The organism is Ruegeria sp. HKCCA6707 (genome assembly GCF_013033515.1).
Taxonomy (GTDB): domain Bacteria; phylum Pseudomonadota; class Alphaproteobacteria; order Rhodobacterales; family Rhodobacteraceae; genus Ruegeria.
The window spans coordinates 60,985-80,225 of the sequence record NZ_WQEG01000005.1; the positions used below are offsets into that span (position 1 = coordinate 60,985).

Consider the following 19,241-nt stretch of genomic DNA (forward strand, 5'->3'; position numbering starts at 1 on the left):
AATGGCAGATTGATTCAGTTTTTCATTGGTAGCTTGCTTAGACCGAGATACCTACAAGTGCGGAATTTCATTTTCATATTCTTGCAAATAAGCGCGACGTCTCCATGCGTTCTCCACCATCGTGTAAGAAACATCATATTCCAATTTGGAAAGACCAAGAACAACTGCGTCTATTGCACACTGCGACTCCGATGCCGGGTTCCTCGTTGCCGGAAGACCGAATGTCATTGCTATTTTTACTGCACTAACTAACAGAACATCTCGCGCCGTCGAAGCCTTTGGCTCGTGACCTCCTTTTGACGCGGGTATGGAGACCTCTTTCGTTAGTATGCCAGAAATCCAAGCTACCATCGCTTCGTTGAGTTTCTTACCTTGAGAAACTCGAAGTCCCAGCGCATAGTTTAAGCCCTCAAATTTACTTCTGTTTGTTTTTGCCACGGCCAGCATTTGGTAAAATCTTTCAACACTGACTTCTTCTTCCATCCACAAGGCGGCAAACTCAACTAGGCGAGTAGCCAATAGGCGGCATTTGGGGTCAGGGTCGAAAATCCCCACTTTTCGCAATAGCTTATATGCTTCATCGGTTGCGATTCTTTCCACTGCTTGGTCGAAGTTTTCGTTGAAGCGTCCCACTGTGTTGACGTCCTAAACTGATACAATCGGAAATTTTTGCACGAAGACTGCCCACTTACCCATCAACGCACGTCTCTGTTCCAGAAAGTCAGTACGCTTGTACGCGCGCTCGACTGACCCACCGACAACGTGACCCAGACAGGTTTCAGCAACTTCGAACGGTACACTTTGAGTCTCTGCCACCCAGTCTCGAAAAGACGACCTGAACCCGTGTGGACGCTCAACCATCCCTCGCCGCTCCATGTATCTTCCCATGGTTGCATCGGAAATCACCCCTTTTCGAATGCTGGGAAAGAGGAACCCATCACGCTCAAAAGGCTTAGCCTGTTCTATGACAGCAAGAGATTCATTGGATAACGGCACCCGGAAATCAACGGTAGCATCCCTTCGACCCTTCATATTCGCCGCAGGGATCGTCCAGACGTCGCCTTTGACTTGTTCAATGCGCAGATTTCTCAACGGGAATGACCGCACAGCCGTAAGTACAAGAAGACGAAGCGCCAACTCAGTGACGGTGCCCTTGTTGAGGCTCTGATAGAATTCTGGCACTTCCTGCCACGGTACAGCCGGTATGTTCTCTGTCTTGTGACGTTGCCTACCTAACAGCGCCCTAGCCTTCTCCGTCGCCTGCAAGTCAACGTCCAGACCGAGCGCAGCCGCATGCCGCATACAAATGCCAAGTCTGCTAATCGCCTTCTTCGCCGTATGCGCTTTGTCATGCCAGATTGGCGCGAGAGTGTCTCGAATATCCCTCTGATCGATTTGAGAAACAGGGACCTTACCCAGTTTTGGTAGCACGTGGTTCTCCAACGGCGAAAACCACCGCCCTGCCTCACCATCACCTTTGAGCTCTGCCTTACGGCTTTCAAACGCGTCCAACGCTATGTCTTTGAGTAAATGCATGTTGAGCGCATCCTCGCGGCGTTGGCGTTCCCGCTCTTTAATTGGGTCGAGCCCTTTCCTAACCGACGTCCTCCATAGCTCAGCTTGTTCTCTGGCCTCATTGAGTGAGACTTCGGGAAACCGACCCAAGCCCATTTCCCGTCGTCTGCCATGGACATGAACGCGAAGGACCCATTGCGCACCGCCGTCCTGGCGTTTGTACAGCCACAATCCACCTCCATCTGAATACTTGCCCGGCGGATGCGCCTTGGCAGCAGCAGTAGTCAGCTTGTTCAATGCTCGGGCCAACCTGATCCCCTCTCCAATCCCCCTTCAACATATAGTATACGCTGAAGCATGGTGGAACACCCTGGAGCATGTTTTATAATGGGTTAGCAAAAAACCTGAAGAAAATGGAGCGCGCTGAAACACCGAGATATAGTAGTTCAATTCTCTCCAGCAGCACCATGAAATCAAAGACTTATAGGATTGTCCGCGTGCTCCCACAGTGGACAGGCGACCACATGGCGACCACATGGGGCCATCGCACAGGATTGCTCATCCGATGGCTACGTTGCGCCGATTGGCTTGACCATTCGATGATAGGCTGCACCTACCTGACTAACCCGCCCCCCGGCCTACCCCCACAGTCAGCCTTGCGTGTGCCATTGAGGCTCGCCGACTTTGCGGGGCATGATTTTCAAAGGGCCATCCCCCCTGAGGTAAGGCTCTTGGTGATCTTTGAAGGCTGTCGAATTGGGGGCTAGGGACGAATGCCCGCTTCAGCCCGACAGTGGATGTTCACACAAGACGGAGCTACGTCCGAGGTGCGGACATAGCTGCCGTCCACTTGGCACAAGGCAATAACCGCTCGCAGTCCACAGAGGGCACCAAGATTTACTGCGCTAAATAGGCTCGCGCACAAAACGCAAAGCTGGCCTCAGGCAATTTCTTTGAAATCACAATTGATTTTGCAGCGAATGGCTCGGCTAAAACACAAAAGATCCAGTGTCAAATTTTGATTCAGCTGCTTTTCTCAATAGTGTTGGAAAGCAGAAAATTATTGATCGCAAGTCGCCAATCATAAGGGTCAAGGTTGCAGAATGAAACTCTCGTATCTCCTTCACGGTCACGTAACCCATCAACTTTACTGGCGATCACATTGCGCTTCGCGGCAAGCGCTTCGTCCAGCACAAGTCCGTAGGCCTCCCAACGCGACGGAATCGCAACGATATCGACGGCTTGATAGGCCTCTGCAGGGTCCTCGGCGTGGCCCCGAAATTCTATGCGCGGGTCACCCTCTGCCAGTGTCTCAAGGTATAAACGCTGACTGCCTTCGCCAAAGATCAACAAACGCGCGGCCGGCGTTCGGGTTAACCGAAAGCCTTGGATCAGGATGTCGAAGCCTTTCTGCTGCTCGAGCCGCCCGATGGCACCAATTGTGGTCTTTGACTTGGGAGGCATCGTGTTGCGCGACAACTGCTCAAGATCAACGGTCGGAGGAATGACGGTCAGCTTTTCCGAGGCGGCCAGGCGTCTTTCCTTCATCCAGCCCGACTGCGAATGGCTGACCGCGACCACCTGATCGAAGAAGGAATAGATCACCCTCAGCATTGCAAAGAACCGACGTTTGTGTGGGACATTCAGAGTGGTGAATGCCCGGGTGTAACTGTGCTCGACATGGACCAGTCGAGTGTCCAGATGCATTGCGCGAAGCGCCGAGAACGCGGGTAAGCTTCTCCAGCTTGGTACGACGTGGGACACGATGACATCCGCATTCAGTTTGCCCCAAGAAAATGCAGTCCGTTTGACCTTCAACACCTTTTGATCGACCGTTTCGGACAGATCTGATTGCGCCAAAAGATGGTCGAGCATCCGCATCACGCCGCCCGCTGTCGTGTCGTCCACCAGGTGGAGTATCTTTTTCTGTTCCATGATGACGCCTCTCTCAGATCGATTGCAGTTTGGATTTCATTTGTCCCAGCCGGGTGATCGGGCCGGGTCCAAACGTTTTCAACACAAGGGCTGCGGCGAAAGTGCTGAACGTTTTCATAGGTTCCTCAAACACCGGGCGGAGGCTTTCCTGGACGCTGCGTGCAAACAACTCCCAAGCTTTGTCCCGATCGAGGTTGGTGATAGCCCGCCGCGCCAGATAGCGCAGCTGATAAGCACGGGACGAGGGTTCGTGCTGGGCAAAGAATTCAGGGTTCAGCGGGCGCAGCTTCGCGACCATCCTCTCCCACGCCTCTAACTGGCGATCTAAAGCCGCCGAAAGCCCGCCTGCATTGATCCGGTAGTGGGTCAGCAGCCCCGGAACACCTTCGATCTGCCAATCGGTCTTCAACATCAGCCGCATCCAGCATTCGATATCTTCGGACTGCCGGAAGGTCTCATCGAAGACCCAATCCCGCTCGGTTTCAAAGCTCGGGCGGTAGGCCAAAGCCTCCAGCACTGTCTTTCGAATAACGGCCGCCGATCCGTTGCCGATCGGGTTGCGGTTCAGAACATGTGCTGCGGTCACATTCTTCAGGCGGGGTGCTTGTTTGATCCCCATCATGCACCCCGCTTCGTCGATCAAGGCACTGCCGGAGTAACTAACCCCCACGTCCGGTTCGGCCTTGAGATGGTGAACATGAGCCGCCAGCTTCTCGGGCATCCACAGATCGTCGGCGTCGCAAAAGCCGATTAATGTACCCCGCGCGGCAGCGATGCCAGTATTTCTTGCCCCCGCCAGCCCACGATTGGCTTGCCGGACAAGTCGTACGCGTGTGTCGCCTTGATGCGCGCGAGCAATCTCGGAGGTCGCGTCCTGCGATCCATCGTCGACGATGATGATTTCGAAATCGTCATAGGTCTGCGCCTGCAGTGAGGCGAGCGTTTCGGCCAAGGTTGCTTCGGCATTGTAAGCGGGTACGACGATTGATGCTGTGGGCATGGTGATCTCCTTCAGAATTCTTAAGAAAACAACGCGCTTTTGATCGCTTGCGGCAGGATCGGGGCCAGCGCGGCCCCTGCGGCGGTAGGCAGTCCTCGGCGCAGGGGCAGCAGAAAACTGCGCGCATGCAGGCTCAAGCCTTTGCGGGTGTAAGACAGCGCCTGACCCTGATGCCCTAAGCGCAACGCCCGGCGGGCGAGATAGCGAAGATAGACGGCCTCGGACGACCGCGACGGGAACACGCCATATGATGCGGCTGTTTTGACCGCGTAGGCCCGCCCAGCGCGCATGGCGGCCAAATCCGAGGACAAGCCCCGGGCGCTGGTGCGATACCAGACCTGAAATTGATCCACCCCTTTGATGGCGAACCCTTCGCCTGCTAGGCGGATCAACAGCTCCAAGTCTTCGTTATGCACCGTTCTCGCGTCCAACCCGCCAACGGCGTTAAAGACCTCGCGACGGATTGAAAGGTTGGACATGGTGCAGACCGGGTTCTCAGCCAACAGGTCCTGAATGGTCAGTGGTGCGTTAGGAACCCTCGAGCATGTCTGAGAATCTCCGAACTGATCGGCGAAGAACCTGATCTGCCCAAAAACCGCATCCGTCGAAGAGGATTGGAAGGCTTCGTTCAGCTGCGCCAGCTTGTCCTTGTGCCACAGATCGTCTGCATCGCAGAACGCCAGCATGTCTCCCTTGGCCAGTTCGGCCCCATAGTTGCGGGCGGCACTTGGGCCATCGAAGGGGCTGCTTGCGATCCGGATACGGTGGTCTTGGGCAATGTGATTCAGCACAATAGACAGGCACGCCTTCGAGGGACGATCGCCGACGCAGATCGCCTCCCATTCCGTGAAGCTTTGCGCGCGAATGCTGGTCAACGTGTCAGCAATTGTGTCCGCATCGGTGTGAAACGGCACGATGATGGTAAAGCGGGTCATTGGAAGCCGAACCTCTCTGTTGTCTTTTGATCCCGAGGCAGCAGAACCCAAGAGGCGATCAACATGAGGGCAGCACTGGTCATCAGGTATCCCATCGCCAGCGGCATCAGCCCGAACGGCGCCATGATCGCGGTGTTGAGGATCAATGCGAATGCAAGGGCCGTGCTGACTCGTAGCTCGGTGATCGCGCGGTTCTCGGACCGCAGCCAGCCGGCCACGGCGGACCAGATGACGCTGGGCAATGCGGCAAGGCACAAGACCGAGACCACCGGTGAAATCTGCTGCCACTCAGCACCCAGCAGCAGCGGCACGTAGATCGGTGCAAGCGCGGCTTGCAGCAAAACCAACGGGCTCAGCACCAGGAGGGACGTGCCGAGCCCATGACGCAGCGCCTTGGTTTTATCCGGGGCTGCGCAAAGATGTGGGAAAAGAACGACTGAAAAGGCCTGCGTGAACGATGTCGCCAAGCCGAGCCCAGCATTGAAAGCCATGAAGTAGATGCCAAGGCTCTCGGCCCCCAGCATCGCGCCAACCACAAGCTTGTCGGCCTGCAAACGCAGAACTTTGACAACCTCAACCCCCAGAACAGCCCAGCCAAAGTCAACAAAGGGGCGAAGGGCGGCAAACCCGCGCGGCGCGTTTGATGCCCAGGGACGTAGACGGCGCATCAGGACCAGCCAAATCGGGGCGGCCAGCAATCGGGGCAGCACCAAAGCCAGCGGCGAGGCCCAGAGCAGCGCCAGTAGCGCGGCCATAGCATTTGCGCCAACCACCTGCCCTCCGGCAACAGCGGCTGTCTTTTGTAGCTTGCCCTCACGCATCGCAAGCGCGGCCTGCACCAGACCGGCGGGCATGAACAGGTACTCTCCGGCCAGAATAGCGAGCAGCAGCGCCAGGGTCTGGTGCCCTATCGCATAGAGGGCAATGGCGATGGTCACCTGCAGCAAAAACAGCGCCCCGCACCAGACCCAGAAGATACGATGCGCGGTGTTGCAGCGCTGTTCCAGCTCGGAATGCGGGGCTTGGATGATCCTCTGCCCCACGCCGTTCTCGGTTAGCGCCTTTAGGATATCCCCTGCCGCGAGGGCAGCGGCAGCCAGCCCTATAGCCTCGGGGCTGAGAGTGCGGGCCACAACCACGACCACCGCAAGGCGTGAGGCTTTTGCCGCCACTTCGGACACCGCATAGGCTAGCAGGTGCCGCAGGAAACTGGAATGTACCAATCGCTGAGTCATATCGCCAAGTGTCCAAAAACAGTGTTGGGATAAGTTCTAGTTGGCAGCGACATCCCTGTCCCAGACGCGGGCGGACAGCCAGACGAACCATCGGGCGAGCGACCTATCCGATTGGGATAAACGGCAATCCCGATGCCGGTCTGACACACATCAAGACACTGCTGTAGCTGTGGATGCAGTTCAGGAGAGTTCAAAATGAAACGACATTTCAAAGTTTTGGTTTTAGGGGCCGTCAGCGCGATTGCTCTGTCGGGTTGCAGCAGCATGAAGACCCCGCGCAACATCGAACCCGTCGCAAAAGGCGAAAGCTATCAGGCCCAGTACCGTGCCCCATCACGGCGCCGGGCAAATGCGCCCTTGCTGCAAGCGGAACACTTGAACGGGCGCGCCTGTATGCCTCCGACCAGGGATCAGGGCAAAGATGCCTTTGCCAAATGGTCTAAACCCGCGCTTAGCCCTTTGCTGGGCGAGAAACTTTCGCGCAATGATATGGTGCAGATCACCATCGACGGGGATGAGCTTCTCAGCGACACCTATGTTGTGTCCCGCGATGGCGACCTGAAGCTGCCGTACCTGCCGCCGGTGCGCGCGCAGGGCAGAACGACCGAGCAGGTCGAGCGGGACGTGGCCCGGGTTCTGGTAGCCGCACAGTTCTACGACAGTACCCCGCGCGTCACGGCGCGCATCAGCGATTTCGCCTCGGTCACTGTCGGCGTGAAAGGCGCGGTGTTTGAACCCCATTCGGTCGAGATCGGAGGCATCCCCGGCGACGCACTGGATCGAGGGCGTCAGGGCGTGCTGGGTGCCTCGACCGAGGCGCGCAACCTCTCGGTCGCCATTCGCGCTTCCGGAGGTGTGCGCCCGGATGCGGATCTGTCAGCAGTTGAGCTGCACCGGCAGGGCACGATCTACCGGATGGACCTGCGCGGGGTGTTCGAAGGCTCGGATCCGACCGACATCATGCTGCTGACCGGGGATCAGATCGTGATCAACAGCCGAGGGTGTTTCCAGGATGATTTGATGCGTCCCAGCCCGATCAGCCCGCCCGGCGTAACGCTTTATATGTCCAACCTCACGCAACCTGCCACCGGCAACGCAGAGTCGGCCATTGGAAGAGACGTGCGTGAGGTACCCTATGGCACGCGCTACCTGCAGGCCGTAGTCGATACCAATTGCGTCGGTGGGGCCAAGACCACCAATGCCAATCGCAGCGCGGTCCTGTTCACCCGCAACCCGATGACCGGGAACTCGATCGTTATTGAACGCAATATCGAAAAGCTGCTGCGACGTGGGGATCGCGATGACTATGACCCCTATGTTCTGCCAGGAGATGCGATTGCGTGCTACGACAGTAAGGTTACCGGCCTGACCGAGGTCGCCCGCGCGGTTGGCATCGTCGGCGCAGCGGCACTGCTGGCGCCCTAAGTCAATCCCAAGCGGGCGATGATTTCGCCCGCTCCCAAGCAGTGGAGACTGCAGCGAGTTTGTTCGTGATGTCTTTGTGTTCTTTGGCTGCAGTCTCTACCGCAACTAACGCCTCTCGAAACTCTTCCACGCCGAAGGTTGCTGCACTCCCAGCCAGTTTGTGACAGGCCTGAGCTATTTGATTTAAATCTGTCTGGTCAAATGCCCCGGTTTCTAGCTGTTCAACCAATTCATCCCCTTCGGCAATGAACTTGGCATGCAGGCGGGCAAAGACTTCAGGGCCGAGGCTGCCTTTCAACTCCGCTAACGGATCTGGCTGCGCATGCTCCGAAATCTGCCCGTCGGTGCGCGTGACCACCGAAAGCGCCCTGCGCAGGGCATTCAGCGAAATCGGTTTTCCAATGAAAGCCGTCATACCAGCGGCGCGAAAGGTCTCAACCGCATCTGGCAGGACATTGGCCGACACAGCGATAATCGGCACATCGGTCGACTGCCCCTGACCGCCACGAATATGGCGTGCAGCGGTTGGTCCATCCATCACCGGCATGCTGATATCCATCAGGATCGCGTCGAACCGCTGACTGCTGGCCTTGTCGACGCCGACCTGCCCATTTTCCGCTGTCGTTACACAATGACCGTCCAGCGCCAGCATGTTGCAGATGACCTCGAGGTTGATCTCGTTGTCTTCGACCACCAACAAGTTCAGAGGGCGAACGGTCTCGGTATTGATCTGAGCAGCTTCTAGCAGTTGGTCGCGCGCCGACGGCTGCAACGGTATCCGCAGCCAGAAAACACTGCCTTCGCCCAATGTGCTTTCCGCCCCGACCTCACCGCCCATGGTCAGCGCGAACCTACGGGCAATTCCCAGGCCAAGCCCGGTTCCTCCGACCGTGCGACCGATAGAGGGATCGCTGGTGTAGAAGTCATCAAAAATGGCGTCGATCTCATCATCGGCGATGCCAGCCCCGGTATCGATCACACGCACTTCGTATACATGTGCCTTACCCTGATCTTCAGGTTCACATCTTTCGACCTCAATAGAAACACGGCCATTTTCGGTAAACTTGATCGCATTACCCACGAGGTTCAGCAGAATTTGCCGCAACCTTTGCGCATCAGTCGCGACATGCGGATAGGCTCCACCCACCCATTGCCAAGAGATTGAGTTGCCGCGCGAGGCCGCATTGCCGCTTTGACCATCCACTAGGTTCTGCAGCATCGCGTTCAGGTCGGTTGGCTCGTGCGCGACTGACAGCTTGCCGGCCTCGAACCGAGCAATATCCAGCACCGCATCCACATGGCTTTGCAGAACCTGGCCCGAGATCTCCATGTTGCGGACAAACTGAGACTGCTGTTTGGTCGTGCGCGTATTCTTGAGAAGGGTGAGGTTGCCCAGCAGCCCGTTCAACGGGGTTCTGATCTCATGGCTCATAACAGTCAGAAAATCCGACTTGGCCTTTTCCCCGGCAAGGGCACGGTCGCGGGCTGAGACAAGCTCTTTTTGATCCGCAACGCTTTGTGAGATATCGCGGACGAAACCGATGACGATTTCCTCATCCCCGGCCTGGGCGGATTGCAACGCGAGTTCAACGGGAAAGACATCCCCATTCTTGCGCATAGCCTCAAGTTGGACGCGACCCTTGCCAACGACGTGACGGTCGCCTCCGCTCTGCATCCGCTCCATGCCTTGGTTGTGGGCCTCGCGTAGATGCGAAGGCACAATCAATTCACCGATCGAATGCCCTTTGGCCTCTGCCTCGGAATACCCGAAAATCGATTGTGCAGCCGCGTTGAACTCCAGCACTGTGCCGGCGGCGTTCACAACGATCACGGCATCCAATGAGGTCGACAGGATTGTATTCATGCGTTGGTTTGCCTGCTGAATCGCCTGCCCCCGCCGATCAGCTTTGCGGTTGACCACCAAGAGGTAGGCGCTGACCGCAGTCAGCGTCAAAAACAACCCACCGGACAAAACGGCCAGTTGAAACAGGCTGAGCGCGGTTTCCTCACGGCGATGATCCGACTGGCTTGCAAAGTACGAGATCGCCGAGACCGAAAGCTCTCGCACCTTTGGAGCGATCCCCTGCGCGCCGTCATAGAGATCCGGCAGCCCCGCAATGAGCCCAGGATCCCTAGCGTCGATTGTAGGCACCGAGGCCTCCAGATAGGCGGAGACGTCACTCAGAGGTTCAGTGAATTTCGGGTCACTTCGCAGCGTTTCAAACAGACGCGAGGTGTCCAGAATATCGATACGGCTGTAAAAAAGATCGAAACGGCGGCGGATAAGGTCCAGGTTTTCGGTGCTTACCTCTGCATCCGATACACCAGCCTCTAGCGCGTTGAGGTAGAACAGGAACTCGACCTCGACCTGCGTCAGCGTCCATTGCACGTTGTCTGTCCGGGCTGACTGCCGGTCGCGCAGATCGGATATCACCTTGACGGACAGCAACACGACCAAAGCTAGGGCACCCAGAACGGCGATGCCGATGAGCCCGAAAGCCCACCGGCGACGCGAGTGGTTTTGGAAATTTCTTGTCAATGTTTGGCCCGCATCGCCCACTTCATACTGTATAGTAACCCCACGCTATTTAACGATTTCCAACCTGTCGAGTTGCCAAATGCTGCGAGAGTAAATCACCTCGGTCTGGTACTTGGTGTCACTGTCGTATGGATATACGATCCATAGCGGACCTTTCTGCCGCCGTGACATCGCCGCACCGTCCATCTCATAGGCGACAATTGGGTCCTGTTCCGAGATCGAATCCACAGGGATCTCAACCGCGTAGTCGTTGATCGCCGTTGCCCGGATCGTCTCACCTTCTGCTCCGATCCGTTCCAGCAATACAGACAGGGGAACGCCGACAAAGCTGGTCTCGCCTTCAGTCCAGATCGTCGAGGTTTCAAAGCTGCGTTGCGGCAGCGCCTGCAACATTTCCATATCGAACTGCGCCGCCCCGTCGGGCCTGGTCTGCGCGATGTTGCCTGAAATGGTCAGAATTACCTCTCCTGACGGAGCCGCCAAGTCTTCGGCGTGCGCAGACGTCAGGCAAAAGGTGAACGCCGCTGTGAGGATCGCAAAAAACAGACGCATCTTAGTCTCCATTTCTTTGACCGTATGAAACCAGAAAGAGGTCCACAGTGACAGATGGGCATGGGGATACGCACCTATCCGAACGGATAGGTGCCTCGGTCTCATGCAGCAGCAGACAGGAGGTTCATGCGCTGACGCAACATGGATTTGAACCCGTCCCGCAGCTCGGCACGTTCCAACGCAAAAACGGTGGTTGCCTCAAGGTATCCGGCGACCGATCCACAATCGAAACGCTCTCCCTGAAAGGCGAAGCCGTGGCATCCGGTCCTTTTGATATCGGCCGCGATCGCATCGGTCAGTTGGATTTCGTTGCCTGCGCCAGGTGCCAAACCTTCCAGCTGATCGAAGATCGACGGGTGAAGAAGATACCGCCCGACAATGCCAAACTCGGACGGTGCCTCATCGGCGGATGGCTTTTCAACCAACCCTTTGAGATGTTGCACCTGCCCTTTGCTATGCTCGATATCGACCACGCCGTAGGCACTGATCCGGTCGAATGGAACCTCTTCGGTCGCGATCATGTGGCTGCCTTCAAAGTTCTGGACCATTTGCACCAGGACCAGGCGCTGCGCGTGGATCACATCATCCGGCAGGATCACCGCGAAGGGTTCATCACCGACATAGTCTCGCGCCAGAGAGACTGCGTGGCCCAGACCACGCGGGCTCTCTTGTTGGATAAAGCTGTATGTCTCATCCTCAAGGTTCGTGCTGCGCAGACGGTTCAGCAGGGTGGTTTTGCCGCCATCCTTCAGTTTGCGCTCAAGCCCCGAGTTCCGCCCGAAATACGTCTCCAGCGCGGATTGGCCGGTTGAGGTGATGAAGATGAATTCATCAATCCCGGCGGCACGGGCCTCGTCCACTGCATATTGGATCAAAGGGCGGTCGATCAGCGGCAACATCTCCTTGGTCACCGATTTGGTGGCGGGCAGAAACCTTGTGCCCAGACCTGCGACCGGGAAAACAGCTTTGCGAATACGTGTCATATTAATGCTCCTAGGGTTGATTAGTAAGCGCCGCGCCCCGACACGACGGCACGTGCAGTCAATGCGATGAGGAAGAGATTCAGAAGGGGCGAGCGGGAGCGAACATAGGCTGTATCCAGTTCGATCATGCGGTCGAAGCCGATGCCCGCGCGGCCCGAAACCTGCCACAGGCCAGTGATACCGGGACGAACCTGCAGGCGCTCCAGCGCTTGGTCAGGATATGCGGCAACCTCTTCGGGCAAAGCCGGGCGCGGTCCGACCAGCGACATATCCCCTTTCAGCACGTTGAAGATTTGCGGCAGTTCATCCAGAGAGAACCGACGCAGAACCTTCCCAACGCTAGTGATGCGTGGATCATTTTTGACTTTGAAGCACACGCCCTCACGATCCGAATGGTTGAGCAGATCCGCACGCCGCGCTTCTGCGTCTTGCGTCATCGAGCGGAACTTGTACATCGCGAAGGGCACCCCGTTTCGGCCGATACGTGTCTGCCGAAAAAAGGCGGGGCCGCGACTGTCCAATCGCACCAATGCGGCGATTGCGGCCATGGGCAGGGCCAGAAGAGACAGCGCGACCACCGCCAAAGTGAGGTCCAGCAGGCGACATGCTGAGACCTTAGGGACAGAATTCTGCGCGGCACGCCCGAGGAATTCGAAATTGCCCATTAGATATCTGCGGGCCATGCGGCGGGGCTCCATCGCCAACCGCCATGCCCACTCCATTCGGGCGTGCCGAACGATGCGCGGTGCCCGACGTACATTGCCGGCCAGGAAGTCGAACAAAGCCCCCACGCCCAGCACGATGCGAGGGTCAAGCCGGTGGCGGTTCCGCGTTATCCACAGCTCCTGCAGTGGGACGCCCATTGCGACCATCAGAATGTCTGCGCCAGATTGGTTGATATCGTCGATCGCCTCATCAACCCGCGCGGCCTCTTCAAATCCATCGCGCGTGCCAGCCACGGCCAAATCGGGGATCATGTGCTGCAACCGCGCCGCCGCTGCCTGAGCTGTTCCGGGAAGGCCCCCCAACAGGTAGACCGACTGCCCAAGACGCGCGGCCCGTTTCAGCAGCTTGGGCACAAAATCAGTGCCGTTCAGATTCTCAGCCAGCTGGACACCTTGCAACTTTGCCGCGACCTCCACCCCAATTCCGTCAGGTAGGACCATATCTGCCCGGGCCAAAGCTGCTCGATATGTATGGTTGCGGGCCCTTATATTTGCGCAATGTGCATTCAGGAAAAACACAGTCCGGCGGGTCCCATCCAGCAGTTTTGAGATCACCTGTCCGGATCGGGCGTTCACAACTGGCAGACCCAAAATCTCAGGCTTTTCCAAAGTTGGTATGGGTGTTGGCTGCGCGCCTTTATGCATATCTTGGACTGACAGGAACTGCATGGAACTCTCCGATCAACGATGACAATCTGTGGCTTCAGACTGCCAATGAGACCCTGCAACCGATAGGCGAGCATCCGGAGAGGGATCGGAGAATAGGTCTATTCAAACGACCCCGCAGCACATAGCGTGGTGAAAACGGCCCGCTGACCTATCCGATTGGATATTCACCTGTCCGTCAGGAAGGCTTCATGCCATGGGTTCAATGTTTTACTAACGCATTTGGGTGTGTTTGGGGGCAGACGGAGATTTGAGATGAAAGTTCTTATTGCTGACGACCACGACCTTATTTTGGATACGCTCGTTGCCTTCATAGATGCAGCAGGCGGGATCGAGGTGGAGACCGCGCCGGATTTCCCAGCCGCGAAAACTTTGCTTGAGAACGACGGAGCCTTTGATCTGGTTCTTCTGGACCTGAACATGCCCGGCATGAACGGGTTGGCCGGACTTGAAACCTGCATCGCTTTGGACGGTGCCCAGCATGTGGCCCTGTTTACCGGCGACACCTCACGTGATCTGGCGCAACGCGCGCTAGAGCTTGGTGCAGCCGGTTTCGTCCCAAAAACTTTACCGGCTAAATCTCTGGTCAACGCGATCCGCTTTATGGCGATGGGGGAACAATACCTTCCTGCGGGTTTCATGAACGCAGAGCAGCCGGAAGACTCCCACCCCATGGCTCAAAAACTGACAGAGCGTGAGCGGCAAGTTCTGAAAGGGCTGACTGAGGGCAAATCCAACAAGGAAATCGCTCGTGATCTGGATCTGTCAGAGCCGACGATCAAACTGCATATGAAGACTTTGTACCGAAAAGTTGGTGTCAGCAATCGAACGCAGGCCGCACTGGCCGCGCGCGAGGCTGGGTTGTTCTAGGCCTAACTATCCGAAGGGATAGGGGACGCTCCCAATCCCCTCGGCCCCTAGCCTGCTGAGCGAATGATCAGCAATCAGATGCGGTGTATCTCCCTTGTAAGAAAGGGTTTTTCCATGCCGCAACAGATTTCGAACTCCTCTGAGTCCACGCGCGACATGCAATTTCTGCATTGGGTGCGCATTTCCCGATCCAATTTCAGAACGCTCGGGTGGCGCCGCATCTTAAAGGGCGGGCACCTTAGCGACGTAGGCCGCCTGCCTCGTTACGTGGCATTATACCTTCTTGGGGCGAGTTGCATCTGGGCCCCGATCAGCGGCTATTTGGCGACCGCGCCTGTAAAATACATCTCTCACGCATCATTAATCCTGCCAGGATCTGGCGCTTCGGCATCGGTCAATCTGGCCAATATCGGTCAGGCATCATCATACGCGAATTCCGCCTTTGCCAACGGGTCAATCAGCCCGACCGAGACGTATAAACGTTTGTTGTCGGCCGACCGTATACTCGACGCGGCAGCCAAGACGGTAGAGGCTGACCGGGACGCGTTTGGAAAGCCGCGGGTGCAACTGGTCGATCAAACCAGCCTGATCCATATCGAGCTTCAAGCGGCCTCTCCGGCAGACGCTCAACAATATGGAGACGCCTTGGTGGCCGCCTTTTTCGCTGAGATTGACGCCCTGCGCGCCGATGAAATTGCCACCCGTGAGGCCAGCAATACCGGCGCGATCGAAGACTACACGAGCGCAATTCAGGCCACGCGGGCCGAGATCAAACAGCTGCAATCGCAAGGCGGTCTGATATCAGTCGCGCAATACCAAGAGCAGGTCGCCGCTAATGACCGTGCAAAGCAGGAGCTGCGAACGCAGGAGAGCGAGCTGGCACGCCAATCGGAACGTGTCGCCGCGCTTCAAGTCGCGTTGAATCTGCCCTCTGACGCAGCGGCGGCAACGCTGAAACTCTATGCTGATGCGCAGTACCTATCGTTGCTTGCGGATGTGTCGGTGGGGGCTGCAAAGCTGGCGCAAGCCGACGCGACCTACGGATCGCGCCACCCAATCTATGTGAATGCCCAAAACGAATATGAAGGGGCGCGTTCGGTTGCTTTAAAGCGCGCGGCGCAGGTGACTGGTCTTGAGGTCGAGCAGCTCGGTGGACTGGATCGCGCGCCGGAAGGGCAACGGGCGCAGTTGCTCAGCGAGTTGGTGCGCGAAGATGCCTTGCGCGCCGGATTGGAAGAGCATGTCGCGACACAGCGCGCGCAAGTTCGTTTGGAAACCCTGCGCCTGTCAGACCTCGCCCCCATCGCCGCTGAATTGGAGGACCGGCAGAGAGATTTCGCCGTGGCAGAAGCCGTGTTCGCCTCTGCCATCGCGCGGTCCGAGTCGAAAAAGACCGATGTCTATGCCTCCTATCCCTTGATCCAAGTTCTGGAGAACCCGTCTCTGCCGACTCGCCCGTCTTCGCCGAACAAGAAGATCTCGATTGCCGCCGGGATCGTTGCAAGCCTTATGCTGCTGATGGGTTTGGTTCTGGCATGGATCCGAAACCCGCTGATCTCAAAGCTGCTGAAAGACCAGAAAGAGGCCGCAGTTTGACGCGTGTTGCCCCTCAAACGCCAGCCGAAAAGATCGTCTGGTGTACGCTGATCTGGACATGGCCGTTCTACGGGCTTGGCGCGCTGTATGTTGTCGGTCCAGTGCTAGGTTGGATGTTGGCTACGATAGCCGGGGTGTCACTTTATCTCGGCCCGGTGATCCGTTTGGATATGCGTGCAACGGGCCCTGTACCTGCTCTGGTCTGGATCTGGAGCGTTGGCATGCTGGTGATGCTGGTCTCACTTTGGGCAGGCCACGCGGACTGGAACCTTGGCACCACCAAAACGATCAAATCGAGTATCGGATGGGCAAAGGGTTGGGCGCTGATCCCGTTGTTTATCCTAGCAGGGGCGGTTTTGCCAATACGGCGCGAGGTTTTGGTTAGAGGGCAATGTGTAGTGGGCCTTTGGACCTTGTGCCTTCTGCCGTTGCTCATTGCCGCCCCCTATGCCGGTCTGCCGCATCTGCTGTTTACATCTCCCCTTAAAGCAGTGGGCGGCCCGGGACCTGAATATTTCTCGGTCTACCTGTATACAATCGACCCCGCCAGCGGCACGCCGCGGTGGCAGTTCTTTGCGCCCTGGTCGCCATTCGCAGCCTTGTTGGGTGTCTGCATGGTCCTATTTGCCCTGGAAGAAAAGCACGGCAGCTGGAAGGTCATCGGCTTGGCTGCCGGAGTTCTGATGATCCTTATGTCCAAGTCCCGAATGGGTATGGTCGGATTGGTGATCTGCTCGCTGTCACCCCGCCTCTTGCCAATTGTCGCCCGCAGCTTGGGGTGGATTCTATTGTCTGCAGTCACCACCACCGTAGCCGTTTGGGGCGCAGTCTTTGTCGAATTCGGCAACCGAGCCCTTTACAGGTTCAAATCCGCGCGCGCCGATAGTACCCGCGTACGCGAAACTCTGCAGCGTATAGCGTATGAGCGCTGGCAATCGGATGCGATGGTTTTCGGGCACGGCACAGTCAGACCCGGTGCGCATCTTGTTGAGTACATGCCGATCGGCAGCCATCACACCTGGTACGGATTGCTATTCGTGAAAGGGCTGACCGGATTTGCCGCGTTTCTCGTTCCTTTCCTCGGTCATTTAGCAATCGTCACCCTGGACGCCATAAGGTCGGAACGCGGGAGGCTGCCGCTCGGGCTGTTGCTCACAGTTCTCCTGCTGACCTTTGGAGAGAACGTTGAAATCCAAACCTATCTACTCTGGCCGACCTTACTGATGCTCGGATTGCATTTGCGAGAGGTCAAATCAGTGTGTCTGGGAAGCTGATACGCCGCTAGGATTGTTGCGACACCAGCGTAGTGTCAGACGTCACTCTTTTGGGTTGGTTCTTCACTGCTGATAGGGACATTTTGACCCTGTAAAGTGAGTACTTTCACATCGGGCAACCAACGAATTGACCGTGAAATGCTCTTCAGCCCGGCATTTAGTGGCACTAGTCGCCGACTAGAGCCGGCTGAAAGGAGCCGCTCGTTGTCTCTCTACTCAAAACTCTTCGGCGGCGTTGAGAAGTCCAAGCCGGACCCGCTCTCTTACAAAGGGTTCGAGATCTTCCCCGACCTGATGGCGGAAGGCAGCAAATACCGTCTGTTGGTCCGTTTGGAGAAGACCATCGACGGAGATCGAAAGACCCATACTTTGATCAGGGCGGACGTGTTTGACAGCCGGAATCAAGTCGAGAGCTTTAGCATTGCAAAGCCGAAGCAAATGATTGGTGAGCAGGACGAAAACGTTTTCGACTTGGCAAGCCGGTAGCTTGAAGCTCGATCTATGATCGGGAGCACTATATGAGCGGCACCGTGCGCGCCGCTAGGCATGCTTCTACGTCCAAGATTGAACGGACGGCTTAGGTTATCATTGGTCAACCATTTGTTGGGCAAAGGAGACTGTTTATCCGTCCTGTTGGTTTGTTAACGGATTCCGCAAAGCGCGGAAAGCGAACGTTCGCGTAAAACACTGTAAGACAGGTTTGTGCCGCATCGCAGTCATTAATGTACTGCAGAGAGAATGGCTCCTTTGCGGACCAAGCCGCTCTCAGATGGTATCGCTTGCATGTCTGCGTTACATTGGAGCGGTCGTCGCCTAGAACAGCTTGCAATTCTATCGCGACGGAAACCCGAATGGTGGAAGTCCATGTCCGACACAATCCTTGTTGCTGAACCAACTATCCGCCTTATTGCCTTCCTTTCCGTCCTGGCCGCGATGGCACTTTGGGAAGTGGCCGCACCCCGGCGAAGACGGGATATTCCGCGCGTTATCCGATGGACAAACAACCTTGCGCTCGTGGTGCTCGACACCGCCATTCTGCGGCTGACCTTTCCAATCCTCGCAGTCGGTCTCGCAGCCATGGCCGAGGATCGCGGATGGGGGCTCTTCAACAACATCGAGGCGCCGGTTTGGGTTGCCATCTTGGTCTCCATGCTGCTTCTCGATCTCGCAATCTACCTTCAGCATGTGATATTCCACGCCGTACCTGGGCTTTGGCGTCTACACCGGATGCATCACGCCGACCTCGATTTTGACGCGACCACTGGCTTGCGTTTCCATCCGGTAGAAATCCTGATCTCGATGGGGATCAAGCTGGCGGTTGTAGCAGCCTTAGGGCCGCCCGCTGTCGCCGTACTCCTGTTCGAGGTGATCCTGAACGCTACCGCGCTTTTCAATCACGCAAACATCGATTTGCCGCGTCCGGTGGATCGAATTCTCAGATGGCTCGTTGTCACTCCAGACATGCACCGAGTCCACCACTCCGTCGATCCAAGCGAGACCAACTCGAACTTTGGCTTTAACCTACCGTGGTGGGACCGCCTTCTAGGTACTTACATTGCGCAACCCGAGAAGGGGCATAAAGGCATGGAAATCGGCATCGAGCAGTTTCGCACACGCCGAGACCTCTGGCTCGACCGAATGCTGCTTCAGCCGCTGCGCGGCCCGGCGAGCGGAGGTGCCCTCGACGCCCCGAGCCAACGGAGGCGATCTTCATCTGTCTCGTCCGGGCGAACCAAGCTTGGCACTGACCAAATAGACCAATAGCGTTGAACCAAAGACTGCTTTGCCGCGCTTGAGTGTCCTTCGCAAGGCGTTCAGCATCGGCAGAAAAGTCCCGCAAAACGGTCATTCGTCGCAACTTTGTTCAATGTCTGCTTCGCGGACTTTGCAGACTTCCGCAGTCTTGCTCCAAAGGACCGCAGTCAGCCCAACCCGGACCTTCAAAACCGAGTTCGCAATGTCCGATAGGCGAACAATCCGTTCATTCGCGT

Annotated in this window: 16 protein-coding genes; 6 read left to right on the forward strand and 10 right to left on the reverse strand. The window is 56.9% G+C overall.

The features are described from left to right. Positions 1-51: 51 nt before the first annotated feature. The 6 genes from GOW40_RS13175 to GOW40_RS13200 form a co-directional block, all read right to left on the reverse strand. Complete coding sequence (locus GOW40_RS13175; protein ID WP_171231043.1) at positions 52-633, reverse strand: hypothetical protein; 582 nt, start codon at positions 631-633, stop codon at positions 52-54. Between the two features lie 12 nt (positions 634-645). Then, positions 646-1,812, reverse strand: a complete 1,167-nt coding sequence (locus GOW40_RS13180; RefSeq protein WP_371731848.1) for a tyrosine-type recombinase/integrase — start codon at positions 1,810-1,812, stop codon at positions 646-648. Positions 1,813-2,538: 726 nt separating this feature from the next. Continuing rightward, positions 2,539-3,450, reverse strand: a complete 912-nt coding sequence (locus tag GOW40_RS13185) for a glycosyltransferase family 4 protein (RefSeq protein WP_171101150.1) — start codon at positions 3,448-3,450, stop codon at positions 2,539-2,541. Between the two features lie 13 nt (positions 3,451-3,463). Then, positions 3,464-4,450 (reverse strand): glycosyltransferase family 2 protein, encoded by a 987-nt coding sequence (locus GOW40_RS13190; protein ID WP_171130708.1) that lies wholly within the window; start codon positions 4,448-4,450, stop codon positions 3,464-3,466. Between the two features lie 20 nt (positions 4,451-4,470). Next, positions 4,471-5,385, reverse strand: coding sequence for a glycosyltransferase family 2 protein (locus GOW40_RS13195; protein ID WP_171130710.1), 915 nt, complete (start codon positions 5,383-5,385; stop codon positions 4,471-4,473). Next, positions 5,382-6,620 (reverse strand): oligosaccharide flippase family protein, encoded by a 1,239-nt coding sequence (locus GOW40_RS13200; protein ID WP_171130712.1) that lies wholly within the window; start codon positions 6,618-6,620, stop codon positions 5,382-5,384. Before GOW40_RS13200 ends, GOW40_RS13195 begins: the two co-directional genes overlap by 4 nt. Positions 6,621-6,815: 195 nt before the next feature. On the opposite strand from GOW40_RS13200, the gene GOW40_RS13205 reads away from it, so the two are divergent. Then, complete coding sequence (locus GOW40_RS13205) at positions 6,816-8,045, forward strand: polysaccharide biosynthesis/export family protein (RefSeq protein ID WP_171130714.1); 1,230 nt, start codon at positions 6,816-6,818, stop codon at positions 8,043-8,045. A gap of 1 nt (position 8,046) precedes the next feature. Here the strand turns inward: GOW40_RS13205 and GOW40_RS13210 are convergent, their stop codons facing one another. From GOW40_RS13210 to GOW40_RS13225, 4 genes are all read right to left on the reverse strand, one after another. Next, on the reverse strand, positions 8,047-10,497 hold the full coding sequence (locus GOW40_RS13210; RefSeq protein WP_217352307.1) for an ATP-binding protein: 2,451 nt from the start codon (positions 10,495-10,497) through the stop codon (positions 8,047-8,049). A gap of 132 nt (positions 10,498-10,629) precedes the next feature. Then, positions 10,630-11,136, reverse strand: a complete 507-nt coding sequence (locus GOW40_RS13215) for a molybdopterin-dependent oxidoreductase (protein ID WP_171118605.1) — start codon at positions 11,134-11,136, stop codon at positions 10,630-10,632. Between the two features lie 101 nt (positions 11,137-11,237). Next, positions 11,238-12,119 carry a UTP--glucose-1-phosphate uridylyltransferase gene (locus GOW40_RS13220; protein WP_170636891.1) on the reverse strand — a complete coding sequence of 294 codons (882 nt, stop codon included), beginning with the start codon at positions 12,117-12,119 and terminating at the stop codon, positions 11,238-11,240. A gap of 20 nt (positions 12,120-12,139) precedes the next feature. Then, on the reverse strand, positions 12,140-13,513 hold the full coding sequence (locus tag GOW40_RS13225) for a WecB/TagA/CpsF family glycosyltransferase (RefSeq protein ID WP_254444445.1): 1,374 nt from the start codon (positions 13,511-13,513) through the stop codon (positions 12,140-12,142). 252 nt (positions 13,514-13,765) lie between these two features. Here GOW40_RS13225 and GOW40_RS13230 point away from each other — a divergent pair, with 252 nt between their 5' ends. The 5 genes from GOW40_RS13230 to GOW40_RS13250 all read left to right on the forward strand — a co-directional run bounded on the left by GOW40_RS13230 (position 13,766) and on the right by GOW40_RS13250 (position 19,014). Beyond that, positions 13,766-14,380 (forward strand): response regulator transcription factor, encoded by a 615-nt coding sequence (locus tag GOW40_RS13230; RefSeq protein WP_171130718.1) that lies wholly within the window; start codon positions 13,766-13,768, stop codon positions 14,378-14,380. Between the two features lie 114 nt (positions 14,381-14,494). Beyond that, the gene (locus GOW40_RS13235) at positions 14,495-15,976 is read left to right on the forward strand and encodes a hypothetical protein (RefSeq protein WP_171130720.1); all 1,482 of its coding nucleotides are present in this window, start codon (positions 14,495-14,497) and stop codon (positions 15,974-15,976) included. Next, complete coding sequence (locus GOW40_RS13240; protein ID WP_171130722.1) at positions 15,973-17,250, forward strand: O-antigen ligase domain-containing protein; 1,278 nt, start codon at positions 15,973-15,975, stop codon at positions 17,248-17,250. Before GOW40_RS13235 ends, GOW40_RS13240 begins: the two co-directional genes overlap by 4 nt. 204 nt (positions 17,251-17,454) lie before the next feature. Further along, positions 17,455-17,736, forward strand: coding sequence for an HlyU family transcriptional regulator (locus GOW40_RS13245; RefSeq protein ID WP_170752088.1), 282 nt, complete (start codon positions 17,455-17,457; stop codon positions 17,734-17,736). 378 nt (positions 17,737-18,114) lie between these two features. Continuing rightward, entirely contained in the window at positions 18,115-19,014 is a 900-nt protein-coding gene (locus tag GOW40_RS13250) for a sterol desaturase family protein (protein WP_171130724.1), read from the forward strand. Positions 19,015-19,241 lie beyond the last annotated feature (227 nt).